Origin of the sequence: Methylobacterium planeticum (genome assembly GCF_008806345.1) — a bacterium.
Taxonomy (GTDB): domain Bacteria; phylum Pseudomonadota; class Alphaproteobacteria; order Rhizobiales; family Beijerinckiaceae; genus Methylobacterium; species Methylobacterium planeticum.
This window is the reverse complement of record NZ_VZZJ01000019.1, coordinates 1-20,843: the sequence shown is the minus strand read 5'-3', so window position 1 is coordinate 20,843 and position 20,843 is coordinate 1. Positions and strand designations below refer to the sequence as shown.

Genomic DNA, 20,843 nt, shown 5'->3' with positions numbered 1-20,843 from the left:
TCCGCGTCATGCTGGTCGAGGACAGCCTCGTCGTGCGCCACCTCCTGATGCACATCGTCGGGCGCGACCCGCGCCTCGAACTGGTGGCGGCGGTCGCCTCCGGCGAGGAGGCGCTGCAAGCCCTGGCGACGAGCCGGCCCGACGTGATCTCCATGGATATCCGCCTGCCCGGCATCGACGGGCTGGAGACGACCCGGCGGATCATGTCCGAGCAGCCGACCCCGATCGTGGTGGTGGCGGACGCGGTGGAGGATTCCTCCCTGCGCATCTCGATGAACGCCCTGCGGGCCGGCGCCCTCTCGGTGGTCGAGAAGCCGGTGGCCACGACCCATGCGGGCTACGACGCGGTCGCGGGGGAGATCTGCACGCAGCTGCGCATCATGGCGCAGGTCCCGGTGATCCGCCGCCGTCCGATCGGGACCGAGTGGGCGGGGCGCGTGACGAGCGCCGCCCCGGCGCCGGTGGCGGTGCCCGTGGCGGCGCCCCCGCCCTCCGACCGGCCGACGGTGCTCGCCCTCGCGGCCTCGACCGGGGGCCCGCCCGCCCTCGCCCGCGTCATCGGTGGCCTGCCCGAGAGCTTCTCCCTGCCGGTCCTCGTGGTGCAGCACATGGGGGCCGCCTTCATGGAGGGCTTCGCCTCCTGGCTGAACGGCGTCGTGCCCCTGCCCGTCGGGATCGCCCGGGACGGCGAGCGGGCCGAGGGGGGCCGGGTCTACGTGGCGCCGGGCGACCGGCACCTCGAGCTCGGCCAGAACGGCATCCTGCGCATCCTCGATTCCCTGCCGGTCGGCGGCCAGCGCCCCGCCGCCACCGTGCTGTTCCGCTCGGTCGCCCGGCAGGCGGGGGCCCGGGGCATCGGGGTCCTCCTCACCGGCATGGGCGAGGACGGGGCGCTCGGCCTCCTCGACATGCGCAAGGCGGGCGCGGCCACCATCGCCGAGCACGAGAGCACCGCGGTGGTCTACGGCATGCCGGCCGCCGCGGTGCGCCTCGCCGCCGCCCGCAGCGTCCTGCCCCTCGACCGCATCGCCGTCCAGCTCCTGCGCGGGACCGGCACGGAGCCGGCCCCGTGAGCGCGGTCCCCGAGGGACCGGCCGGGTCCGCGGCGCCCCGGCTCCTCCTCGTGGAGGATTCGGAGACGCAGGCCCTTGAGCTGCGCCTGTTCCTCGAGGCACAGGGCTTCGCGGTCGAGCGCTGCCCGACGGCGGAATCGGCCCTCGACCACCTCAACCTGCACCTGCCCGACCTCGTGGTGGCCGATTACCACCTGCCGGGCATGAACGGCGACGAGTTCACCCGGCAATTGCGCCTGTCCCTGCGCACCCGCGCCCTGCCCCTCCTGATGCTCACCGGCGCCCGCGACGGCGAGCGCCAGGGCCTGGAGAGCGGCGCCGACGCCTACGTCGCCAAGTCCGCCGACCGCGACCTCCTGATCCTGCGCATCCGCGCCCTCCTGCGCGAGCGCAAGGGCAGCCCCCCCGCCGAGGGGCCGGGGGGCGCCGCCTTCCGGCGCGGCCGGGTGCTGGTGGTGGATGGCAGCGCCACCTACCGCACCTTCCTGGCCAGTCTCCTCTCCCAGGAGGGGCACGCGGTGACCGCCGCCGACGGGCACGAGGCCGCCCTCGGCGCCCTCGACGCGCCGGGGGCCGGGTTCGATTGCGTCACGGTCGACCTGCTCGGCCCGGCCTATGACGGGCTCGCGCTCTGCGGCGCGATCCACCAGCGCCGGGCCGGCGCGGAGGCCGGCGGGACCTTCCAGATCGTCGGGATCGCCGGGAGCGCGCCCGCCAAGGACTTTCTCGTCGACGCCTTCGCGGCGGGCGCCGACGACGTGGTCTCGAAGGCGGATGCCGAGGTTCTGGTGATGCGGGTGCGCGGCCTCGTCCGCCGCCGTCTCCTCGAGGAGGACAACCGCCGCATCGCCGGGGAGTTCGGCGACCGGGAGCGCGCCCTCGAGAGCGCCCGGGCCGAGACCGAGGCGGCGGAGGCCCGCGCCCGGCTCGCCGGCGCCCTGGAGCGGGCGAACCGCGACCTGGCGGATGCCAACCGCAAGCTCACGGACGCCCAGGCCAAGCTCGTCCAGGCGGCCAAGATGGCGTCGCTGGGCGAGCTCGTGGCCGGCATCGCCCACGAGATCAACAACCCTCTCGCCTTCATCCTGGCCCACCAGGGCACGGTCGAGCGCCTCCTCGGGGACATCGCCGCCCCCGCCGAGGATGCCGGCGCGACGCGCGCGCTCGCCAAGGCGCGGGACCGGGTCGGCTCCATGCGGATGGGCCTCACCCGGATCCAGGACCTCGTCCTCAACCTGCGCAAGTTCTCCCGCCTCGACGAGGGCGAGCGCTCCTTCGTCAACGTGCCGGAGGCAATCGAGACGGTGCTGGCCCTGATCCAGCACAAGCTCGGCACCCGCATCGCGGTCGAGCGCGACTTCGTGGGGCGGCCGGAGGTGCATTGCACCCCCGCCCTCCTGAATCAGGTCGTGATGAACATCCTGGGGAACGCCGCCGACGCCATGCCGGAGGGCGGCACGATCCGGGTGGCGACCCAGAGCACCGACGACATCGACCTGATCCGGATCAGCGACACGGGGCCGGGGATCCCCGAGACCCTGCGCGAGAAGATCTTCGAGCCGTTCTTCACCACGAAGCCCGTCGGCTCCGGCACGGGCCTCGGGCTCGCGATTGCGTACAGCGTCGTTCAGGCGCATAGCGGCTCGCTCACCGTCGAGTCGGCACCAGGAGGTGGAGCCTGCTTCGTGATCGGCATTCCGCGGCAGGCCGCTTGAGCATGACCAAAGGCACGATCCTGGCCGTCGACGACGAGCCGGATATCCTGATCGCCCTCGAGGACCTGTTCGAGGACGAGTACCAGGTCGTCACCACCACGAAGCCGTCCGAGGCCCTCGCGATCCTGGCCGCCGACCCGGACGTCGCGGTCGTCATCTCGGACCAGCGCATGCCCGGCATGACCGGGGACGTCCTGCTGGCGGAGGCCCGCGCCTTCCACGAGGCGCAGGCGATCCTGCTGACGGGCTATGCCGACATCACCGCCGTCATCGCGGCGCTGAACCGCGGCGGCATCACGGGCTACGTCACGAAGCCCTGGGACGCGGTCCTCCTGCGCAGTACCGTGCGCAACGCCTTCGAGCGCCACCGGCTCGGGCGCGACCTCGCCACGGAGCGCGCCCTGCTCCTCGGCCTCCTCGACCATTCCGCCGACGCGATCTCGTTCAAGGATGCGCAGGGGTGCTTCATCCGCCTCAACGCCCGGAAGGCGCTGCTTCTGGGGCAGGACATCGAGGCCTGCCTCGGCCGCAGCGAGGCGGACCTCCTCGGGGCGCGGGCCGGCGCCGCCGCCGAGGCCGACGCGGCGGCGATCCGCTCGGGCGCGGCGAGCGATGCCCTCGTGTCGGACGGGCCGTTCGGGGCGGAGCGCTGGAGCCACGTGGTACGCGTGCCGATCCGCGCGCCCTCCGGCGAGATCGCCCATCTCGCCACCATCGAGCGCGACGTCACCGAGCAGCGCAGCCTCGAGGCCCGGCTTCGCCAGTCCGACAAGATGCAGGCGCTCGGCACCCTGGCGGGCGGCATCGCGCACGACTTCAACAACCTCCTGACGGCGATCCTCGGCAGCCTGGAGCTCGTCGGCCCGAAGGTGGAGGACCAGCCCCGGGTGCAGCGCCTGATCGAGAACGCCACCGGGGCGGCCCAGCGCGGCGCCTCGCTGACGAAGCGCCTGCTCAGCTTCAGCCGCTCGCACGACCTCCAGGCCCGCTCCACCGACGTGAACGCCCTGATCGAGGGGATGGGCGACCTGTTCGGCCGCAGCCTCGGCGGCCTCGTGAGCGTGACGACGGACCTCGCCCCCGACCTGCCGCCGGTCCATGTCGATCCCGACCAGCTCGAACTCGCGATCCTGAACCTCTGCATCAACGCCCGCGACGCGAGCCCCGAGGGCGGCGTCATCACGATCACCACCGCCCTCGACCGCGTCGCCGCCGAGGATGCGGAGCTGAGCCCCGGCGAGTATGTCCGGGTCGCCATCGCAGATGCGGGGACCGGCATCCCGCCGGAGATCCTGCAGCGGGTCTGCGAGCCCTTCTTCACCACCAAGGCGGTCGGCCAGGGCACGGGGCTCGGCCTCGCCATGGTGTTCGGCCTGGCGCAGCAATCGAAGGGGCGCCTGCGCCTCGAGAGCACGGTCGGCGAGGGAACCCGGGTCGAGCTGCTGCTCCCCCGCTCGGAGGGTGCGGCGGATGCGGCGGCCGAGACGACCCGCGCGGCCCCCGTCGCGGCGCGTCCCGCCAGCATCCTGGTGGTCGACGACGATGCCGAGGTCCGGCACGTCACCGCGTCCTTCCTGAGCGGTTTCGGATACAGCGAGACCGAGGCCGGGGACGGGGCCGCCGCGCTGGCGCTCCTCGAGCGCCGGAGCTTCGATCTCGTGGTCGCCGACCTTGCCATGCCGGGCATGTCGGGGGTCGAGCTCGCCGCCACCCTGCGCCGCCGCTGGCCGAACCTGCCCGTCCTGATCCTGACGGGCCACGCGGACGCGATGCAAATCCCCGACGACGTGCCCGTGCTGACGAAGCCCTTCGGCTCGGGCGAGCTCGCCGCGCGGGTCTCGGCGCTCCTCGACACCGCCCGCACCCCCTGACGGCCGGGGTTTTTCCCGCCCGCTCTCGGCCGACGCGAGGCCCTGAACGCGAAAGAGGCGGCCCCGGGGGGCCGCCTCTCGCATCCGTTCGAAACTGTCGGGCTTCGACCGATCAGGCCGCTTCGGCCTCGCCGCCCTGGACCGGGCCGGAATCCTTGCCGCGGGCATCGACGTCGCGGTCCACGAACTCGATGACCGCCATCGGGGCGTTGTCGCCGTAGCGGAAGCCGGCCTTCATGATGCGGCAATAGCCGCCCGGACGGGCGTTGTAGCGCGGGCCGAGCACGGCGAAGAGCTTCTTGACCATCGCCTCGTCGCGGATCTGCGACATGGCCAGGCGACGCGCGTGGATGCTGTCGGTCTTGCCCAGCGTGATCAGCTTCTCGACGACCGGACGCAGGTCCTTGGCCTTCGGCAGGGTGGTGATGATCTGCTCGTGCTTGATCAGCGCGGCGGACATGTTGGCGAACATCGCCTTGCGGTGCTCGGTGGTGCGGTTGAAGCGACGACCGCGGAAACCGTGACGCATGATGGCTTTCCTTCATTCTGATGGCCGCCGTGCCACGGTACGGCCATGCGCCCCGGGAGCGGGGCTTCTCTCTCGATCCGCTTGACCCCGCGGCGGGATTCTCCCGACGCGACCCCGGCTCTCGGAGAGCGGGGTCGCGGGGCCGAGCGCCTCAGTAATGCTCCTCGAAGCGCTTGGCGAGATCCTCGATGTTCTCCGGCGGCCAGCCGGGAACGTCCATGCCGAGATGCAGGCCCATGCCGGCCAGCACTTCCTTGATCTCGTTGAGCGACTTGCGGCCGAAGTTCGGGGTCCGCAGCATCTCGCCCTCGGACTTCTGGATGAGGTCGCCGATATACACGATGTTGTCGTTCTTCAGGCAGTTCGCCGAGCGGACCGACAGCTCCAGCTCGTCGACCTTCTTGAGGAGGGCCGGGTTGAAGGGCAGCTGCGGCGCGAGCGGCGCGGCCTCCTCCTTGCGGGGCTCCTCGAAGTTCACGAAGACCTGCAGCTGGTCCTGGATGATGCGGGCGGCGTAGGCCAGCGCATCCTCCGGCGTGACCGCGCCGTTGGTCTCGATCGTCATCGTCAGCTTGTCCTTGTCGAGATCCTGGCCCTCGCGGGTGGTCTCGATGCGGTAGCTGACCTTGGTGACGGGCGAGAACAGGGCGTCGACCGGGATCAGGCCGATCGGCGCGTCCTCGGGCCGGTTGCGCTCGGCCGGGACGTAGCCCTTGCCGGTGGCGACCGTGAACTCCATCCGGATCTCGGCGCCGTCGTCGAGGGTGCAGATCACGAGGTCCGGGTTCAGGATCTGGATGTCGCCGACCGCCCCGATATCGCCCGCCGTGACGGTGCCCGGGCCGGTCTTGCGCAGGGTCATGCGCTTCGGCTGGTCCGTCTGCGAGCGGATCGCGATGGTCTTGATGTTGAGGACGATGTCGGTGACGTCCTCGCGCACGCCCGGGATCGAGGAGAACTCGTGCAGCACGCCGTCGATCTGGACCGACGTCACGGCCGCGCCCTGCAGCGAGGAGAGGAGCACGCGGCGGAGCGAGTTGCCCAGCGTCGTGCCGAAGCCGCGCTCGAGCGGCTCGGCCACGACCGTGGCGACGCGCTTCGGGTCGTCGCCGGTCGAGACCTGCAGCTTGTTCGGCTTGATGAGCTCTTGCCAGTTCTTCTGAATGACCACGGTCCTACCTCTCGCAATACGGGCGCGGTCCGCACTCATGGCCCGCGCCGGATGCCGCCCCGCCGCGCCCCCACGCGCGGTTCGGCCTCCGAATGATTCGTTACTGTGCCGCGACCCAGAGTTCGGGCACGAAGCGGTATCCGGCTCCCTCGCGCACGACGTAGCCGAGCGCCGGAAATTCGAGATGCGAGCCCGCGATGAAGCTGCGCTCGCTCGCGACCTCGTCGAGGACGCGCTTGCGCGTCGCCCGCGCCTGCTCGCCGTCGACATCGAAGACCACGCCGGCCTCCGGTTGCCTGAACTGGATCGCCGGCAGGTGCACCACGTCGGTCCACATCATCAGGGTCTCGCCCCCCGAGACGATGCGGAACCCCGTATGCCCGGGCGTGTGGCCCGGCAGCGGCACCGCGGTCACCCCGGGAGCCACCTCGCCTCCGGTGATCGTGCGCATCCGGTCGCCGTAGGGCGCCAGCGCCTTCTGCGCGCCCTCGAAATAGGGCTTCGCCTCGGCGGGCGCCCGCGCCAGGGCCGCGTCGCCGAGCCAGTGTGCCGCCTCGTCCGCGTGCAGGACGACCTCGGCGTTCGGGTAGGCCGCCTGGCCCTCCCGCGAGAGCAGGCCGCCCGCGTGGTCGGGATGGAGATGGCTCAGCAGAACCGTCCCGATCTCCTCCGGCCGCGTGCCCGTCAGCGCGAGGGCCGCCGGCACGCGGCCGAGGGTGTCGCCCCCGAACCCGCCCATCCCGGTATCGATCAGGACCGGCGCGCGGCCCGGACCCGTGATCAGGAAGGCGTTCAGGGTGAGGCGGGGAGCCTCAGCACGAAAGCCGGCCGCCTGAAGCGTGCCGGCCTCCGCCTTCGAGATCCCTGTGACGACGTCGAGGGTTTCCGGCAGGTACCCGTCGTTGAGAACGGTGATCGTGAGATCGCCCAGGTTCCAACGCAGGGCCCCCGGAAGTGCCTTCGAACCGTCTGCCACGCAGTCCTCCGTCTGTTGCCGCTCCGTCCGCCGCGCGTCTCCGCTCAGACGCGGCGACGCTTGCGCGGGCGGCAGCCGTTGTGCGGGATCGAGGTGACGTCGCGGATCGAGGTCACGGTGAAGCCCGCGGCCTGGAGCGCGCGGAGCGCCGACTCGCGGCCCGAACCCGGGCCCGAGACCTCGACCTCGAGGGTGCGCATGCCGTGCTCGGAGGCCTTGCGGGCCGCATCCTCGGCCGCGACCTGGGCGGCGTAGGGGGTCGACTTGCGCGAGCCCTTGAAGCCCATCGCGCCGGCCGACGACCAGGAGATCGTGTTGCCCTGCGCGTCCGTGATGGTGATCATCGTGTTGTTGAACGAGGCGTTCACGTGCGCGACGCCCGAGACGATGTTCTTGCGTTCGCGCCGGCGGACGCGGGTCGGTTCCTTGGCCATATGTCTCGCTCACTTCCTTCAAGCACGCCCGTAACACCAGGCGCTCGGGATTCTTCCAGGATCTCGGCGGCGCATCCTCGGATCGCCGCCAGGTTCGGGCCGGGTCCCGTCGGAGGGGCGCCCGGCGCGGGGCCGTGGGAGGGACGGGGCGAGCCCGGCTCTCCGGAAGCCGGAAATTACTTCTTCTTGCCGGCGATCGGCTTCGACTTGCCCTTGCGGGTGCGGGCGTTGGTGTGGGTGCGCTGGCCGCGGACCGGCAGGTTGCGGCGGTGGCGCAGGCCCCGGTAGCAGCCGAGATCCATCAGGCGCTTGATGTTCATCGAGACCTCGCGGCGCAGGTCGCCCTCGACGATGTAGTCGCGGTCGATGGTCTCGCGGATCTGGAGCACCTCGGCGTCGGTGAGCTGGTTCACGCGGCGCTCGGCCGGGATGCCGACCTTCTCGGTGATCTCCTCGGCCTTCTTCGAGCCGATGCCGTGGATGTACTGGAGCGCGATGACGACGCGCTTGTTCGTCGGGATGTTGACGCCTGCGATACGGGCCAAGGTCTTGCTCCATGTGGCGCTCGGGCTCTCAGCCCGCGCCGGTGTCTCGGTTCACGTGCGTCCGGTGGAGGCCGGCCCCTGCACGCCGTCCGAACGACAAGTCGGCCCGCGACCGCCCCTGTCGAGGCGCCCCGGACCCAATCGCGTCTGGACGAAGACGGGCCTGCTAGCGCGGGCCAGTCCCTTTGTCAACTCGCCCTTTGTCAACGCGCCGCGGCGCTCAGGAGGTCGCCTTCTCGACATGGGCCTCGAGCGCCGACATGACCTCCTCGGTCACCGTGTCGATCGGCTTCATGCCGTCGATCGCCTGGAGCATGCCGGTCTTGGCGTAGTAGGCGGAGAGCGGCGCGGTCTGCCGCCGGTAGGCCTCGAGGCGCGTCTTGAACACCTCGGGGGTGTCGTCCTTGCGGACCGGCTGGCCGCGCGCGGCGGTCTCCTCCGCGCGCCTGGCGATGCGGCCCACGAGGGCTTCCTCGTCCACCTTGAACTCGACGACGGCCGACAGGGCGATGCCCTTCTCGGCGAGCATCTTGTCGAGGGCGATGGCCTGCTCGACGGTGCGCGGGAAGCCGTCGAGGATGAAGCCGCGCTTGGCATCGGCCTCCTCGATGCGGTCGGCCACGATGCCGACCACCACCGCGTCGGGCACGAGCCCGCCGCTCTCCATGATGGATTTCGCCTGGAGGCCGACCGGGGTTCCGGCCGCCACCGCCGCGCGCAGCATGTCGCCGGTGGAGAGTTGCGGGATCCCGAACCGCGCCACGATCCGCTCGGACTGCGTCCCCTTCCCCGCGCCGGGCGGTCCGAGCAGAATGATCCGCATGGCATCGATCCTCGTCCATTGCCCGCTTTCGGGCTTGCAGGGCGTCCGGCGAAGCCTCCCTGGCATCGCCCGCGAAACGTCGTTCTACCGGAATTGCGCGTCCGGGCGAGTCGGAGAAAAGGCCAATGCGGTCCAGCGCGAGGAAAAATGTTCGCGGGCGCGCGGCGCGCACCCACGAACACGACGCCTAGCGGCGGCGCTGCGTGGTCGAGGCGCCGCGGAGTTTCGCCTTCTTCACCAGGCCCTCGTACTGGTGGGCCATCAGATGTCCGTGGATCTGGGCCACGGTGTCCATCGTCACCGAGACGACGATGAGGAGCGAGGTGCCGCCGAAGCCCAGGCTGGCGCTGGCATAGGAGGCCAGGATCTCGGGCACGAGGCAGACGAAGGTGAGGTAGAGGGCGCCGATCAGGGTGATGCGGGTCAGCACCTTGTCGATGAAGGCCGCGGTGCGCTCGCCGGGGCGGATGCCCGGGATGAAGCCGCCATGCTTCTTCAGGTTGTCGGCGGTCTCCTGCGGGTTGAACACCACCGCCGTGTAGAAGAAGGCGAAGAAGATGATCAGGGCAGCGTAGAGCAGCATGTAGAGCGGCCGGCCGTGCCCCAGATAGGTCGTGATCGTGGCCAGGAAGCCGGTGCCGCCCTGGTTCGCCGAGAAGCTCGCCACGGTGGCGGGCAGCAGCAGCAGCGAGGAGGCGAAGATCGGCGGGATCACGCCCGAGGTGTTGAGCTTCAGCGGCAGGAACGAGGTCTGGCCCTCGTACATGCGGTTGCCGACCTGGCGCTTGGGATAGTTGATCAGGAGGCGGCGCTGGGCGCGCTCCATGAAGACGATGAAGTACACGAGGGCGATCGCCGCGATGCCGACGCCGAGGATCACCGCGGAGGACAGGGCGCCCGTCCGGCCGAGCTCCAGCGCGCCGATGATGGCGGTGGGCAGGTGGGCGACGATGCCCGCGAAGATGATCAGCGACGAGCCGTTGCCGATGCCGCGCGAGGTGATCTGCTCACCGATCCACATCAGGAACAGGGTGCCGCCCGTGAGGGTGATGACCGTCGAGAGCAGGAAGAACGGACCCGGGTCGATCGCCGCGCTCGAGCTCTGCAGCCCCACCGCGATGCCCCAGGACTGCACCAGGGCGAGGAGGACCGTGAGGTAGCGGGTGTACTGGTTGATGACCTTGCGGCCGGACTCGCCCTCCTTCTTCAGGGTCTCCAGGCTCGGGATCACCGAGGTCAGGAGCTGAATGATGATCGAGGCCGAGATGTAGGGCATGATGTTCAGCGCGAAGATCGCCATGCGCTCCACGGCCCCGCCCGAGAACATATTGAACAGGCCGAGCACGCCGCCGGCCTGCTGCTGGAAGTTCCGCGCGAACTGCTCGGGGTCGATGCCCGGGATCGGGATGTAGGTGCCGAGCCGGAACACCACGAGGGCGCCGAGCGTGAACCAGATGCGCTTCTTGAGCTCATCGGCCTTCGCGATTGCCCCGAAATTGAGGTTGGCGGCAAGCTGCTCGGCGGCTGAGGCCATGGCCTGTATTCCTGAGAACGGATTGTACGGGGCCTGAGGGCACCCCTGAAAAACGAAGCGGCGGCCACGCGCGAGGTCGCACGGGCCGCCGCTCAGCGCTTCGACTTAAGGGCTGCGAGAACCCGGTGCAACCGCGTTACGCGGTCGCCTCGGCCTTGCCGCGGGTCGACACACCGGAGGCGAAGGCGACGCTCACGGTCCCGCCGGCCTTCTCGACCGCCGCGATCGCCGACTTCGACGCACGGGTCACCTCGAAGGCGAGCTTCGTGCTGAAATCGCCGACGCCGAGGAGCTTCACGCCGTCGCGGGCACGGGCGATGATGCCGGCGGCCACGAGGCTGTCGATCGTCACCGTGGCGCTCTTGTCGAGCTTGCCGGCCTCGACCGCGGCCTGAACCCGGCCGAGATTGACCTCGTTCAGGTCGGCGGCATGGATGTTGTTGAAGCCGCGCTTGGGCAGGCGCCGATGCAGCGGCATCTGACCGCCCTCGAAGCCCTTGATGGAGACGCCGGTGCGGGCCTTCTGGCCCTTCACGCCGCGTCCCGCGGTCTTGCCCTTGCCGGAGCCGATGCCCCGGCCGACGCGCATCCGCTTCTTGGTCGCGCCGACGTTGTCGTGGATCTCGTTCAGTTTCATGATGCCCTCCTCAAGCCGCGCCGTCGAGGACGCGCACGAGGTGCTGCACCTTGCGGATCATGCCGCGCACGGAGGGGGTATCCTCCAGCTCGGAGACCCGGTGCAGCTTGTTGAGCTTGAGGCCGATCAGCGTCGCGCGCTGGGAAGCCTCGCGGCGGATCGGCGAGCCGATCTGCTCGACCCGGAGAGTCTTGGTAGCCATTCCACCCTCCCCTTACGCGACTGCGGCTTCGGAGGCGTCCGCCGGATCGACGTCGCGGCGGCGGCTCTGAAGGCTCGAGACCTTGAGACCGCGCCGCGCCGCGACCGAGCGCGGGCTGTCCTCGTTCTTCAGGGCCTCGAAGGTTGCGCGCACGAGGTTGTAGGGGTTCGACGACCCCAGCGACTTCGCGACGACGTCCTGCATGCCGAGGGTCTCGAAGACGGCGCGCATCGGGCCGCCCGCGATGATGCCGGTGCCCTGGGGCGCGGCGCGCAGGATGACCTTGCCGGCGCCGTGACGGCCCTGGACGTCGTGGTGCAGCGTCCGGCCCTCGCGGAGCGAGATCCGGATGAGGCCGCGCTTGGCGGCTTCCGTCGCCTTGCGGATCGCCTCAGGCACCTCGCGCGCCTTGCCGTGGCCGAAGCCGACGCGGCCCTTCTGGTCGCCGACGACGACGAGCGCCGCGAAGCCGAAGCGACGGCCGCCCTTCACCACCTTGGCGACGCGGTTGATGTGGACGAGCTTGTCCACGAACTCGCTGTCGCGCTCCTCGCGATCGTCGCGGCGGCCGCGGCCCCCGCCTTCCCGTTCACGTGCCATCTGTTCCCAATCCGTCTCACTGACGCGGGCGGCGGGCCCGCTCGCTTGATGTTTGTCCGTGTCGGGGGCGGCGCACCGCCCCGTCACCGCCGATCACCTGAGGAGGCCACGGGCGCGGGGACCGGACCCGGGACCGGGCCTTCCCGCGCATCCGGGCCTTAGAAGTCGAGACCACCCTCGCGGGCGGCATCGGCGAGCGCCTTGACGCGCCCGTGGTAGCGGTAGCCCGAGCGATCGAAGATCACCCGGGAGACGCCGGCCGCCTTGGCGCGCTCGGCGACGAGCTTGCCCACGGCGGAGGCCGCCGCCACGTCGGCGCCGGTCTTCAGGTTGCCCTTGAGATCCTTGTCCAGAGACGAGGCCGAGGCCAGCGTGCGGCCCTGGGCATCGTCGATGACCTGGACGTAGATCTGCTTGGACGAGCGGAACACCGAGAGCCGGGGCCGCCCGTTGGCCGCCGCCCGCAGCGCGCGGCGCACACGCGCCTTGCGGCGGTCGAGTGCATCGAATTTGCGTGACATGTCGGCCGGTCCTTACTTCTTCTTGCCTTCCTTGCGGAAGATGAACTCGCCCGCATACTTCACGCCCTTGCCCTTGTAGGGCTCGGGACCGCGGTAGTCGCGGATCTCGGCGGCGACCTGACCGACGCGCTGGCGGTCGATGCCGGTGACCACGATCTCGGTCGGCTTCGGCGTCACGATGGTGATGCCGGCCGGGATCTCGTACTCGATGTCGTGGCTGTAGCCGAGCGACAGCTTGAGGGACTTGCCGGCCATGGCGGCACGATAGCCGACGCCGGTGATCTCGAGCTTCTTCTCGAAGCCCTTCGAAACGCCCTCGACGAGGTTGGCCACCTGGGCGCGGGACGTGCCCCACAGGGAGCGCGCCTGCTTGGACTGGTCCTTCGGCTGGACCGAGACCGCGCCGTCCTCGAGCGCGACCGAGACCAGGCTCGGGACGACGAACTGAAGCTCGCCCTTCGAACCCTTCATCTTAACCGTCTGACCGGTCACCGTGGCGGTCACGCCAGACGGGACGGCGACGGGCTTCTTGCCTACGCGAGACATGAGCTCTCCTCCTCTCGTCCGGGTTAGAACACCTTGCAGAGCACTTCACCGCCGACGTTGCGCTCGCGCGCCTCGTGGTCGGCCATGACGCCCTGCGGGGTGGACACGATGGTGACGCCGAGACCGTCGGCGACGCGCGGCAGCTCGCCCACCGACGAGTAGACCCGGCGGCCGGGCTTCGACACGCGCTGGATCGAGCGGATGACGGGCTTGCCGTCGTAGTATTTCAGCTCGATCGCGAACTCGGTCCGGCCGTTGCCGTGATCGGTCGTGGCGTAGTCGCGGATGTAGCCCTCGGACTTGAGGACGTCGAGGACGCTGGCGCGCAGGCGCGAGCCGGGCGTCTGGACGACGTTGCGGCGGCGCTGCTGACCGTTGCGGATGCGGGTGAGCATATCACCCACGGGATCGTTGACCATGGTGATTGCCTCCTTACCAGCTCGACTTGACGAGGCCGGGGATCAGGCCCCGGTTGCCGAGCTCCCGCAGCGCGACGCGCGAGATGCCCATCTTGCGATAGAAGGCGCGCGGACGGCCCGTGATCTCGCAGCGGTTGCGGATGCGGGTCGCGGACGAGTTGCGGGGAAGCTCCGCGAGCTTGAGGCGCGCCTCGAAGCGCTCCTCCATCTCGAGGGACTCGTTGTTCGCGGTCGCCAGCAGCGCCTTGCGCTTCTCGGCGAACCGCTTCACCAGATCCTTCCGGTGGTTGTTCTTCTCGACTGAGCTCTTCTTAGCCATGTCTTCTCTCTCCAGTGTCCGCGTCTAAGAGCGAGCTCTTACTGCCGGAACGGGAATTGGAAATGCTGAAGCAGCGCGCGGGCCTCGGCATCGGTGTTCGCGGTCGTGGCGACGACGATGTCCATGCCCCACATCTGCTCGGCCTTGTCGTACGAGATCTCCGGGAACACGAGGTGCTCCTTGAGACCGAGCGCGTAGTTGCCGCGCCCGTCGAACGACTTCGGGTTCAGGCCGCGGAAGTCACGCACGCGCGGGAGCGCGATGGTGATGAGGCGGTCCATGAACTCGTACATGCGCTGCTTGCGCAGCGTCACCTTGCAGCCGATCGGCATGCCCTCGCGGACCTTGAAGGTCGCGATGGCCTTGCGGGCCCGGGTGATCACGGGCTTCTGGCCGGCGATCAGCGCGAGGTCGCCCGCAGCCACGGTCGCCTTCTTCGAATCCGCAGTGGACTCGCCGACGCCCATGTTGATGACGATCTTCTCGATCTGCGGAACCTGCATGGGGTTCTTGTAGCCGAACTCCTCGATCAGCTTCTGCCGCACCACCTCGTCGTAGTGCTTGCGGAGCCGCGGCGCGTAGCCGTCCGTCTTTGCCTCAGCCATCGATCAGATCCCCCGAGCGCTTGGCGAACCGAACCTTGCGGCCGTCCTCGAGAATGCGGAAACCAACACGCGTCGCCTTGCCGTCCTTGGGATCGGCCACCGCGATGTTGGACAGGTGAATGGCGGCTTCCTTGGAAATGATGCCGCCTTCCTGGCTCTGCGTCTGCTTCTGGTGACGCTTGACCAGGTTGATGCCGCGCACCAGGGCCTTGTCGTCCTTGGGCAGCACCTGGATGACCTCGCCGGAGCGACCCGCGTCGCGGCCGGTGAGAACGACGACCGTGTCGCCCTTCTTGATCTTGGCAGCCATCACAGCACCTCAGGAGCCAGCGAGATGATCTTCATGTGGTTCCGGGCGCGCAGTTCGCGCGGCACGGGCCCGAAGATGCGGGTGCCGATCGGCTCCTTCTGATTGTTGATCAGAACGGCGGCGTTCTTGTCGAAGCGGATCACCGAGCCGTCGGGACGCTTCACGTCCTTGGCCGTGCGCACGACGACCGCCTTCATGACGTCGCCCTTCTTCACGCGGCCGCGCGGAATGGCTTCCTTGACGGAGACCACGATGATGTCGCCGACGCCGGCATATTTGCGCTTCGACCCGCCGAGCACCTTGATGCACATCACGCGACGCGCACCCGAGTTGTCGGCGACGTCCAGATTCGTCTGCATCTGGATCACGGGAGTGACCTTTCCTTGTTTCAGGCGGGTTTCCGCACACGGGCGGTATTGCCCGGCGGACGACGCCTGATGGGGATCTGATGTCCCCGGCTCATGTAACAGACCGCGCTATCGGCGCTTCACAGCGCCGGCGCGGTCACCGCAGTCGAAGGAGGACGACCAGCGTCCCCGCTGAACTTTCGCGAAGGCCGGTCGCATACAACGCGTCGGCGATTCGCGCAAGGGTGTGTGTCGAGGGCGAGCGCGCCTTACGCGCTCGCGGCGACCTCGGATGCGCCCTCGACGAGCTTCCAGGTCTTGGTCTTGGAGAAGGGGCGGCACTCCTCGATGAACACCGTCTGCCCGACCTTGGCGGCATTCGCCTCGTCGTGCGCGTGATAGTTCTTCGAGCGGCGGACCGTCTTCTTCATCACCGGGTGGGTGAAGCGGCGCTCCACCTTGACCACGATGGTCTTCTCGCCCTTGTCGCTGACGACGACGCCCTGCAATACGCGCTTCGGCATGATTGACTCCTCAGGCCTGCGTCGGCTGGAGCGTCTTCTGACGCTGCAGCGTGCGGACGCGGGCGATGTCGCGGCGGACCTCACGGACGCGGGCGACGTTCTCGAGCTGGCCGGTGGCCCCTTGGAAGCGCAGGTTGAACTGCTCCTTCTTCAGGTTCAGCAACTCGTCGTTCAGCTGATCCGCGGACAGGGCCTGCAGATCAGACAGTCTCTGGGACGACTTCATGATCTCCCTCCTCAGTCTGCGATGCGGGCGACGACGCGGGTGCGCACGGGGAGCTTCGCGGCGCCGAGGCGCAGGGCCTCGCGGGCGATGTCCTCGGCGACGCCGTCGACCTCGAACATGATGCGTCCGGGATGGACGCGGGCGGCCCAGTAATCCGGCGCACCCTTGCCGGAGCCCATGCGGACTTCGGTGGGCTTGGCCGAGACCGGCACGTCCGGGAACACGCGGATCCAGACGCGGCCCTGGCGCTTCATCTCGCGGGTGATCGCGCGGCGGGCCGCCTCGATCTGCCGCGCGGTGATGCGCTCGGGCTCCACTGCCTTCAGGCCGAACTGGCCGAAGTTCAGCTCGAAGCCGCCCTTGGCCGCACCGTGGATGCGGCCCTTGAACTGCTTACGGAACTTGGTTTTCTTGGGTTGCAGCATGGCAGCCTCTCAACACCTTCCTTGGCTCGGATCTGCGATGCGCGTCAGGCGTGTTCGCGACGGCCGCGCTCGCGCCCGCCATCGCCGTCCCGCTCACGACGGCCGCCGGAACGGCCACCCTCTTCCTGAGCCTTCTTGTCCTGCGCCATGGGGTCGTGCTCGAGGATCTCGCCCTTGAACACCCACACCTTGATGCCGCACGTCCCGTAGGTCGTGAAGGCGGTCGCGGTGCCGTAATCGACATCGGCCCGGAGGGTGTGCAGGGGCACGCGGCCCTCGCGATACCATTCCTGATGCGCGATCTCGGCGCCGCCGAGACGGCCCGAGCAGTTGATCCGGATGCCCTCGGCGCCCAGGCGCATCGCCGACTGCACGGCGCGCTTCATGGCGCGACGGAAGGCGACGCGGCGCTCGAGCTGCTGCGCGATCGAGTCGGCGACGAGCGTCGCGTCGATCTCGGGCTTGCGCACCTCGACGATGTTGATCGTCACGTCGGCCTTGGTCATCGTGCCGACGAGCTTGCGCAGCTTCTCGATATCCGCGCCCTTCTTGCCGATCACCACGCCCGGACGGCCCGAGTGGATGGTGACGCGGCACTTCCGGTGCGGACGCTCGATGACGATCTTCGAGACGGCGGCCTGCTTCAGCTGCTTCATGAGGGCGGCGCGGATCGCGACGTCCTCGTGCATCAGCTTGGCGTATTCGCCCTTGCCGGCGAACCAGCGGGAGTCCCAGGTCCGGTTGATGCCGAGCCGCAGACCGATCGGATTGACTTTCTGGCCCATCAGATCCTCCTCACGCCGCTTCGGCGGACGGGACTTCGCGAACCACGATGGTGAGGTTCGAGAAGGGCTTCAGGATGCGGGCGCCGCGGCCACGCGCACGGGCGTGGAAACGCTTCAGCACGAGCGCCTTGCCGACGAAGGCCTGGGAGACGACGAGATCGTCGACGTCCAGGTCGTGGTTGTTCTCAGCGTTCGCGATCGCGCTCTCGAGGCACTTCTTGACCTCGCGGGCGATGCGCTTGCGGGAGAATTCGAGGTCGGCGAGGGCCGACTCGACCTTCTTGCCGCGGATGAGCTGCGCGACGAGATTGAGCTTCTGGGGGCTGACGCGCAGCATGCGCGCCACCGCCTTGGCCTCGTTCTCGGGGAGCGCGCGGGGTGTTGCGGGCTTACCCATGATCAGCGCCTCTTCGCCTTCTTGTCGGCCGCGTGGCCGTGGAAGGTGCGGGTCGGCGAGAACTCGCCGAACTTGTGACCGACCATTTCCTCGGAAACGTAGACCGGGATGTGCTTCTGCCCGTTGTGCACACCGAAGGTGAGCCCGACGAACTGCGGCAGGATCGTGGAGCGACGGCTCCAGATCTTGATGACTTCGTTGCGGCTGGATCCGCGCGCGGTATCAGCCTTCTTGAGGAGGTAGCCGTCGACGAACGGCCCCTTCCAGAGGGAGCGTGCCATGATGCTTACTTCTTGCGGTTGTGGCGGCTGGACAGGATGAAGGTATCGGTCCGCTTGTTGGACCGGGTCTTCTTCCCCTTCGTGGGCACGCCCCAGGGGGTGACCGGGTTACGGCCGCCCGAAGTGCGTCCCTCGCCACCGCCGTGCGGATGGTCTACCGGGTTCATCGCGACGCCGCGGTTGTGCGGGCGCTTGCCGAGCCAGCGGTTGCGACCGGCCTTGCCGAGCGAGATGTTCATGTGGTCGGGGTTCGAGACCGCCCCCACGCTCGCGAAGCACTGGCCGTGCACGAGGCGCTGCTCGCCGGAATTCAGGCGCAGCGTCACGTAGCCCTGATCGCGGCCGACGATCTGGGCGTAGTTGCCCGCGGACCGGGCGATCGCCCCGCCCTTGCCGATCTTCAGCTCGACATTGTGCACGATCGTGCCCACCGGCATGTTGCCGATCGGACCGGCATTGCCCGGCTTGATGTCGACCTGCTCGGCCGCCACCACCTTGTCGCCCGGTTGCAGGCGCTGCGGAGCCAGGATGTAGCTCTGCTTGCCGTCCGGGTAGTTGATCAGCGCGATGAACGCGGTGCGGTTCGGATCGTACTCGATCCGCTCCACGGTCGCGGTCACGCCGAGCTGGTCACGCCGCTTGAAATCGACGTTGCGCAGGGTGCGCTTGTGGCCACCGCCACGGAAACGGACCGTGATGCGACCGAGGTTGTTGCGGCCGCCCGAGGACGACTTGCCCTCGGTCAGCGCCTTCACCGGCTTGCCCTTGTAGAGCTCACGGCGGTCAACGAGGACGAGCTGGCGCAGGCTCGGCGTGACCGGTTTGAATGTCTTCAAGGCCATCGGCTTGGTTCCTTACCCGGTCTTCTCTCAGAGCCCGGTCGTGACGTCGATCGTGTCGCCTTCAGCGAGGGTCACGATCGCTTTCTTCACGTCCGAACGCTGTCCGCGCAACCCGCGGAAGATCTTCTTCTTGCCCTTGGTGATGAGCGTGTTGACGCTGGTCACCCTGACGTCAAACAGCTTCTCGACCGCTTCCTTGATCTGCGGCTTCGTCGCCTTGGGGGCGACGCGGAACACGACCTTGTTCTGCTCGGTCAGGTTCGTCGCCTTCTCGGTGATGACCGGAGAGACGATCACGTCGTAGTGGCGCGGATCGGCACTCATTTGAAACGCGCCTCCAGCGCATCGACGGCCGCGCGGGTGAGAACGAGCTTCTCGCGACGCAGGATGTCGTAGACGTTGATGCCCTGCACCGGCAGGACGTCGATCTGCGGCAGGTTGCGGGCGGCGCGACCGAAGTTCACGTCCACCTCGGCACCGCCGATGATGAGGGCGCTCGACAGGCCGAGCTTGCCGAAACGCTCCGCGAGCGCCTTGGTCTTTCCGTCCGCCAGCTTGACGTCGTCGACGACGATGAGCGTCGAGGACTTGGCCTTGGCCGAGAGGGCATGACGCAGCGCGAGGGCCCGGACCTTCTTGGGAAGGTCGTGGCTGTGGTCGCGCACCACCGGGCCGAAGGCCCGGCCGCCGCCGCGGAACTGCGGGGCGGAGGCGGCGCCGTGGCGGGCGTTGCCGGTGCCCTTCTGCTTGTAGAGCTTCTTGCGGGTCCGGTTCACGTCCGAGCGGTTCTGCACGGCGTGGGTGCCGGCGCGGCGCTTGGCGAGCTGCCAGCGGACCATCCGCTGCAGCAGGTCGGCGCGCGGCTCGAGGCCGAAGATGGCCTCGTCGAGCTCGACCGAGCCGGCGCCGGCGCCGTCGAGCGTGGTGATATCGAACTTCATCACGCGTTCTCCCCAGAAGTCGCTTCTTGAGCGGGAGCCTCGGGAGCCGGGGCGATGGCGCCGTTCTCACGGAACTTGCCCGGCAGCGGAACATCGGCGGGGAGCTTGCGCTTCACCGCGTCGCGGATCTGGATCCAGCCGCCGGCGACGCCCGGAACCGCACCCTCGACGAGGATGAGACCGCGCTCCGGATCGGTGCGCACGACGCGCAGGTTCTGGGTCGTGACCCGCTCGACGCCGAGGTGACCCGGCATCTTCTTGTTCTTGAAGGTCTTGCCCGGATCCTGGCGGCCGCCGGTCGAACCGATCGAGCGGTGCGAGACCGACACGCCGTGGGTGGCGCGCAGACCGCCGAAGTTCCAGCGCTTGATGCCGCCGGCGAAGCCCTTACCCGTGGTGGTGCCCGTCACGTCGACGAACTGGCCCGGGATGAAGTGGTCCGCGGTGATCTCGGCGCCGACCGGGATCAGCGAGTCCTCGGACACGCGGAACTCGGCGAGCTTGCGCTTCGGCTCGACCTTGGCGACCGCGAAGCGGCCGCGCTCGGCAGCGGAAACGTTCTTGACCTTGGCCTTGCCGACGCCGACCTGCAGCGCGACGTAGCCGTTCTTCTCGACGGTGCGGTGGGCAACCACCTGGCATTGATCGATCTTGAGCACGGTCACGGGGACGTGCTCCCCTGCATCCGTGAAGATGCGGGTCATGCCGACCTTCTGTGCAATGACGCCTGAGCGCATAGGTGTCTCCCCTCGCGCGATGAAACGGTAAGCTCTAGGCCCGGCGGGCTTAGAGCTTGATCTCCACATCCACGCCAGCGGCGAGGTCGAGCTTCATCAGCGCGTCCACGGTCTGGGGGGTCGGATCGACGATATCGAGCACCCGCTTGTGCGTGCGCATCTCGAACTGCTCGCGCGACTTCTTGTCGATGTGCGGCGAGCGGTTGACGGTGAAGCGCTCGATATGGGTCGGAAGCGGGATCGGGCCACGGATCTGAGCACCGGTGCGCTTCGCGGTGGAGACGATCTCACGCGTCGACGCATCGAGGATGCGGTGATCGAACGCCTTGAGGCGGATGCGGATATTCTGACCGTTCATGACCTGAAAACCTTGGGCGGAAAGTGAAGGGCGGGCGCGAGGGCCCGCCCCTCAAACGTCCCTCTCGATGGCGAGTGAGCGTCTTACTCGTTGATTGCGGCGACGACGCCGGCACCGACGGTGCGTCCGCCCTCGCGGATGGCGAAGCGC

31 protein-coding genes are annotated in these 20,843 nt (G+C 69.0%); 3 read left to right on the top strand and 28 right to left on the bottom strand.

Annotation, left to right across the window (positions count from 1 at the left end; all coding sequences use genetic code 11):
* The first annotated feature begins 8 nt into the window (after positions 1-8).
* The 3 genes from cheB to F6X51_RS19295 are packed head-to-tail and all read left to right on the top strand — an operon-like array spanning position 9 to position 4,659.
* Positions 9-1,073 carry a chemotaxis-specific protein-glutamate methyltransferase CheB gene (gene cheB, locus F6X51_RS19305; protein ID WP_150965379.1) on the top strand — a complete coding sequence of 355 codons (1,065 nt, stop codon included), beginning with the start codon at positions 9-11 and terminating at the stop codon, positions 1,071-1,073.
* Positions 1,070-2,788, top strand: a complete 1,719-nt coding sequence (locus F6X51_RS19300) for a response regulator (RefSeq protein ID WP_150965307.1) — start codon at positions 1,070-1,072, stop codon at positions 2,786-2,788. Before cheB ends, F6X51_RS19300 begins: the two co-directional genes overlap by 4 nt.
* Before the next feature lie 2 nt (positions 2,789-2,790).
* Positions 2,791-4,659 carry a response regulator gene (locus F6X51_RS19295; RefSeq protein ID WP_150965378.1) on the top strand — a complete coding sequence of 623 codons (1,869 nt, stop codon included), beginning with the start codon at positions 2,791-2,793 and terminating at the stop codon, positions 4,657-4,659.
* Positions 4,660-4,771: 112 nt separating this feature from the next.
* Here F6X51_RS19295 and rplQ read toward each other — a convergent pair whose 3' ends face one another.
* The 28 genes from rplQ to rpsJ form a co-directional block, all read right to left on the bottom strand.
* Positions 4,772-5,188 (bottom strand): 50S ribosomal protein L17, encoded by a 417-nt coding sequence (rplQ, locus tag F6X51_RS19290; RefSeq protein WP_150965306.1) that lies wholly within the window; start codon positions 5,186-5,188, stop codon positions 4,772-4,774.
* Between the two features lie 151 nt (positions 5,189-5,339).
* On the bottom strand, positions 5,340-6,398 hold the full coding sequence (locus tag F6X51_RS19285; RefSeq protein ID WP_150965305.1) for a DNA-directed RNA polymerase subunit alpha: 1,059 nt from the start codon (positions 6,396-6,398) through the stop codon (positions 5,340-5,342).
* 61 nt (positions 6,399-6,459) lie between these two features.
* Positions 6,460-7,335 carry an MBL fold metallo-hydrolase gene (locus F6X51_RS19280; protein ID WP_150965304.1) on the bottom strand — a complete coding sequence of 292 codons (876 nt, stop codon included), beginning with the start codon at positions 7,333-7,335 and terminating at the stop codon, positions 6,460-6,462.
* Between the two features lie 44 nt (positions 7,336-7,379).
* Positions 7,380-7,769: a 30S ribosomal protein S11 gene (gene rpsK, locus F6X51_RS19275; RefSeq protein WP_109895534.1), complete on the bottom strand. Its 390-nt coding sequence runs from the start codon at positions 7,767-7,769 to the stop codon at positions 7,380-7,382.
* A 176-nt stretch (positions 7,770-7,945) separates the two neighbouring features.
* Positions 7,946-8,314 carry a 30S ribosomal protein S13 gene (rpsM, locus tag F6X51_RS19270; RefSeq protein ID WP_150965303.1) on the bottom strand — a complete coding sequence of 123 codons (369 nt, stop codon included), beginning with the start codon at positions 8,312-8,314 and terminating at the stop codon, positions 7,946-7,948.
* A gap of 220 nt (positions 8,315-8,534) precedes the next feature.
* Positions 8,535-9,137 (bottom strand): adenylate kinase, encoded by a 603-nt coding sequence (locus tag F6X51_RS19265; RefSeq protein WP_150965302.1) that lies wholly within the window; start codon positions 9,135-9,137, stop codon positions 8,535-8,537.
* Positions 9,138-9,324: 187 nt separating this feature from the next.
* Positions 9,325-10,671: a preprotein translocase subunit SecY gene (gene secY / locus F6X51_RS19260; protein ID WP_150965301.1), complete on the bottom strand. Its 1,347-nt coding sequence runs from the start codon at positions 10,669-10,671 to the stop codon at positions 9,325-9,327.
* A gap of 136 nt (positions 10,672-10,807) precedes the next feature.
* Positions 10,808-11,308 (bottom strand): 50S ribosomal protein L15, encoded by a 501-nt coding sequence (gene rplO / locus F6X51_RS19255; protein WP_150965300.1) that lies wholly within the window; start codon positions 11,306-11,308, stop codon positions 10,808-10,810.
* A gap of 10 nt (positions 11,309-11,318) precedes the next feature.
* The gene (gene rpmD / locus F6X51_RS19250; RefSeq protein WP_150965299.1) at positions 11,319-11,510 is read right to left on the bottom strand and encodes a 50S ribosomal protein L30; all 192 of its coding nucleotides are present in this window, start codon (positions 11,508-11,510) and stop codon (positions 11,319-11,321) included.
* A 12-nt stretch (positions 11,511-11,522) separates the two neighbouring features.
* The gene (rpsE, locus tag F6X51_RS19245) at positions 11,523-12,110 is read right to left on the bottom strand and encodes a 30S ribosomal protein S5 (RefSeq protein ID WP_150965298.1); all 588 of its coding nucleotides are present in this window, start codon (positions 12,108-12,110) and stop codon (positions 11,523-11,525) included.
* Between the two features lie 158 nt (positions 12,111-12,268).
* The gene (rplR, locus tag F6X51_RS19240) at positions 12,269-12,631 is read right to left on the bottom strand and encodes a 50S ribosomal protein L18 (protein ID WP_150965297.1); all 363 of its coding nucleotides are present in this window, start codon (positions 12,629-12,631) and stop codon (positions 12,269-12,271) included.
* A gap of 12 nt (positions 12,632-12,643) precedes the next feature.
* Entirely contained in the window at positions 12,644-13,177 is a 534-nt protein-coding gene (gene rplF, locus F6X51_RS19235) for a 50S ribosomal protein L6 (RefSeq protein WP_150965296.1), read from the bottom strand.
* A 23-nt stretch (positions 13,178-13,200) separates the two neighbouring features.
* Complete coding sequence (rpsH, locus tag F6X51_RS19230) at positions 13,201-13,596, bottom strand: 30S ribosomal protein S8 (RefSeq protein WP_150965295.1); 396 nt, start codon at positions 13,594-13,596, stop codon at positions 13,201-13,203.
* 13 nt (positions 13,597-13,609) lie between these two features.
* Positions 13,610-13,915 (bottom strand): 30S ribosomal protein S14, encoded by a 306-nt coding sequence (rpsN, locus tag F6X51_RS19225; protein ID WP_150965294.1) that lies wholly within the window; start codon positions 13,913-13,915, stop codon positions 13,610-13,612.
* Between the two features lie 38 nt (positions 13,916-13,953).
* A complete protein-coding gene (gene rplE, locus F6X51_RS19220; RefSeq protein ID WP_150965293.1) occupies positions 13,954-14,520 on the bottom strand; it encodes a 50S ribosomal protein L5 in 567 nt (188 codons plus the stop codon).
* Positions 14,513-14,830 (bottom strand): 50S ribosomal protein L24, encoded by a 318-nt coding sequence (gene rplX / locus F6X51_RS19215; protein WP_150965292.1) that lies wholly within the window; start codon positions 14,828-14,830, stop codon positions 14,513-14,515. Before rplX ends, rplE begins: the two co-directional genes overlap by 8 nt.
* A complete protein-coding gene (rplN, locus tag F6X51_RS19210) occupies positions 14,830-15,198 on the bottom strand; it encodes a 50S ribosomal protein L14 (protein WP_109895558.1) in 369 nt (122 codons plus the stop codon). Before rplN ends, rplX begins: the two co-directional genes overlap by 1 nt.
* A 248-nt stretch (positions 15,199-15,446) precedes the next feature.
* The gene (gene rpsQ / locus F6X51_RS19205) at positions 15,447-15,701 is read right to left on the bottom strand and encodes a 30S ribosomal protein S17 (RefSeq protein ID WP_150965291.1); all 255 of its coding nucleotides are present in this window, start codon (positions 15,699-15,701) and stop codon (positions 15,447-15,449) included.
* A 10-nt stretch (positions 15,702-15,711) separates the two neighbouring features.
* Complete coding sequence (rpmC, locus tag F6X51_RS19200; RefSeq protein WP_150965290.1) at positions 15,712-15,927, bottom strand: 50S ribosomal protein L29; 216 nt, start codon at positions 15,925-15,927, stop codon at positions 15,712-15,714.
* Positions 15,928-15,938: 11 nt separating this feature from the next.
* Positions 15,939-16,352 carry a 50S ribosomal protein L16 gene (rplP, locus tag F6X51_RS19195; protein ID WP_150965289.1) on the bottom strand — a complete coding sequence of 138 codons (414 nt, stop codon included), beginning with the start codon at positions 16,350-16,352 and terminating at the stop codon, positions 15,939-15,941.
* 44 nt (positions 16,353-16,396) lie between these two features.
* Entirely contained in the window at positions 16,397-17,137 is a 741-nt protein-coding gene (rpsC, locus tag F6X51_RS19190) for a 30S ribosomal protein S3 (protein ID WP_150965288.1), read from the bottom strand.
* 10 nt (positions 17,138-17,147) lie between these two features.
* Complete coding sequence (rplV, locus tag F6X51_RS19185) at positions 17,148-17,534, bottom strand: 50S ribosomal protein L22 (protein WP_109895568.1); 387 nt, start codon at positions 17,532-17,534, stop codon at positions 17,148-17,150.
* Between the two features lie 2 nt (positions 17,535-17,536).
* A complete protein-coding gene (rpsS, locus tag F6X51_RS19180; RefSeq protein WP_150965287.1) occupies positions 17,537-17,815 on the bottom strand; it encodes a 30S ribosomal protein S19 in 279 nt (92 codons plus the stop codon).
* A gap of 5 nt (positions 17,816-17,820) precedes the next feature.
* Positions 17,821-18,657 carry a 50S ribosomal protein L2 gene (rplB, locus tag F6X51_RS19175; RefSeq protein WP_150965286.1) on the bottom strand — a complete coding sequence of 279 codons (837 nt, stop codon included), beginning with the start codon at positions 18,655-18,657 and terminating at the stop codon, positions 17,821-17,823.
* A gap of 27 nt (positions 18,658-18,684) precedes the next feature.
* Entirely contained in the window at positions 18,685-18,981 is a 297-nt protein-coding gene (locus F6X51_RS19170; RefSeq protein ID WP_150965285.1) for a 50S ribosomal protein L23, read from the bottom strand.
* A complete protein-coding gene (gene rplD, locus F6X51_RS19165; RefSeq protein ID WP_150965284.1) occupies positions 18,978-19,598 on the bottom strand; it encodes a 50S ribosomal protein L4 in 621 nt (206 codons plus the stop codon). Before rplD ends, F6X51_RS19170 begins: the two co-directional genes overlap by 4 nt.
* On the bottom strand, positions 19,598-20,335 hold the full coding sequence (gene rplC, locus F6X51_RS19160) for a 50S ribosomal protein L3 (protein ID WP_150965283.1): 738 nt from the start codon (positions 20,333-20,335) through the stop codon (positions 19,598-19,600). Before rplC ends, rplD begins: the two co-directional genes overlap by 1 nt.
* A gap of 49 nt (positions 20,336-20,384) precedes the next feature.
* Entirely contained in the window at positions 20,385-20,693 is a 309-nt protein-coding gene (gene rpsJ, locus F6X51_RS19155) for a 30S ribosomal protein S10 (protein ID WP_066927377.1), read from the bottom strand.
* Positions 20,694-20,843 lie beyond the last annotated feature (150 nt).

Excerpts from the sequence above, each read along its gene's own strand:
- cheB (WP_150965379.1), top strand. The coding sequence starts at position 9 with ATGCTGGTCGAGGACAGCCTCGTCGTGCGCCACCTCCTGATGCACATC.
- F6X51_RS19295 (WP_150965378.1), top strand. The coding sequence starts at position 2,791 with ATGACCAAAGGCACGATCCTGGCCGTCGACGACGAGCCGGATATCCTG.
- rplQ (WP_150965306.1), bottom strand. The coding sequence starts at position 5,188 with ATGCGTCACGGTTTCCGCGGTCGTCGCTTCAACCGCACCACCGAGCAC.
- F6X51_RS19285 (WP_150965305.1), bottom strand. The coding sequence starts at position 6,398 with ATGAGTGCGGACCGCGCCCGTATTGCGAGAGGTAGGACCGTGGTCATT.
- rpsK (WP_109895534.1), bottom strand. The coding sequence starts at position 7,769 with ATGGCCAAGGAACCGACCCGCGTCCGCCGGCGCGAACGCAAGAACATC.
- F6X51_RS19265 (WP_150965302.1), bottom strand. The coding sequence starts at position 9,137 with ATGCGGATCATTCTGCTCGGACCGCCCGGCGCGGGGAAGGGGACGCAG.
- secY (WP_150965301.1), bottom strand. The coding sequence starts at position 10,671 with ATGGCCTCAGCCGCCGAGCAGCTTGCCGCCAACCTCAATTTCGGGGCA.
- rplO (WP_150965300.1), bottom strand. The coding sequence starts at position 11,308 with ATGAAACTGAACGAGATCCACGACAACGTCGGCGCGACCAAGAAGCGG.
- rpmD (WP_150965299.1), bottom strand. The coding sequence starts at position 11,510 with ATGGCTACCAAGACTCTCCGGGTCGAGCAGATCGGCTCGCCGATCCGC.
- rpsE (WP_150965298.1), bottom strand. The coding sequence starts at position 12,110 with ATGGCACGTGAACGGGAAGGCGGGGGCCGCGGCCGCCGCGACGATCGC.
- rplR (WP_150965297.1), bottom strand. The coding sequence starts at position 12,631 with ATGTCACGCAAATTCGATGCACTCGACCGCCGCAAGGCGCGTGTGCGC.
- rplF (WP_150965296.1), bottom strand. The coding sequence starts at position 13,177 with ATGTCTCGCGTAGGCAAGAAGCCCGTCGCCGTCCCGTCTGGCGTGACC.
- rpsH (WP_150965295.1), bottom strand. The coding sequence starts at position 13,596 with ATGGTCAACGATCCCGTGGGTGATATGCTCACCCGCATCCGCAACGGT.
- rpsN (WP_150965294.1), bottom strand. The coding sequence starts at position 13,915 with ATGGCTAAGAAGAGCTCAGTCGAGAAGAACAACCACCGGAAGGATCTG.
- rplE (WP_150965293.1), bottom strand. The coding sequence starts at position 14,520 with ATGGCTGAGGCAAAGACGGACGGCTACGCGCCGCGGCTCCGCAAGCAC.
- rplX (WP_150965292.1), bottom strand. The coding sequence starts at position 14,830 with ATGGCTGCCAAGATCAAGAAGGGCGACACGGTCGTCGTTCTCACCGGC.
- rpsQ (WP_150965291.1), bottom strand. The coding sequence starts at position 15,701 with ATGCCGAAGCGCGTATTGCAGGGCGTCGTCGTCAGCGACAAGGGCGAG.
- rpmC (WP_150965290.1), bottom strand. The coding sequence starts at position 15,927 with ATGAAGTCGTCCCAGAGACTGTCTGATCTGCAGGCCCTGTCCGCGGAT.
- rplP (WP_150965289.1), bottom strand. The coding sequence starts at position 16,352 with ATGCTGCAACCCAAGAAAACCAAGTTCCGTAAGCAGTTCAAGGGCCGC.
- rpsC (WP_150965288.1), bottom strand. The coding sequence starts at position 17,137 with ATGGGCCAGAAAGTCAATCCGATCGGTCTGCGGCTCGGCATCAACCGG.
- rplV (WP_109895568.1), bottom strand. The coding sequence starts at position 17,534 with ATGGGTAAGCCCGCAACACCCCGCGCGCTCCCCGAGAACGAGGCCAAG.
- rpsS (WP_150965287.1), bottom strand. The coding sequence starts at position 17,815 with ATGGCACGCTCCCTCTGGAAGGGGCCGTTCGTCGACGGCTACCTCCTC.
- rplB (WP_150965286.1), bottom strand. The coding sequence starts at position 18,657 with ATGGCCTTGAAGACATTCAAACCGGTCACGCCGAGCCTGCGCCAGCTC.
- F6X51_RS19170 (WP_150965285.1), bottom strand. The coding sequence starts at position 18,981 with ATGAGTGCCGATCCGCGCCACTACGACGTGATCGTCTCTCCGGTCATC.
- rplD (WP_150965284.1), bottom strand. The coding sequence starts at position 19,598 with ATGAAGTTCGATATCACCACGCTCGACGGCGCCGGCGCCGGCTCGGTC.
- rplC (WP_150965283.1), bottom strand. The coding sequence starts at position 20,335 with ATGCGCTCAGGCGTCATTGCACAGAAGGTCGGCATGACCCGCATCTTC.
- rpsJ (WP_066927377.1), bottom strand. The coding sequence starts at position 20,693 with ATGAACGGTCAGAATATCCGCATCCGCCTCAAGGCGTTCGATCACCGC.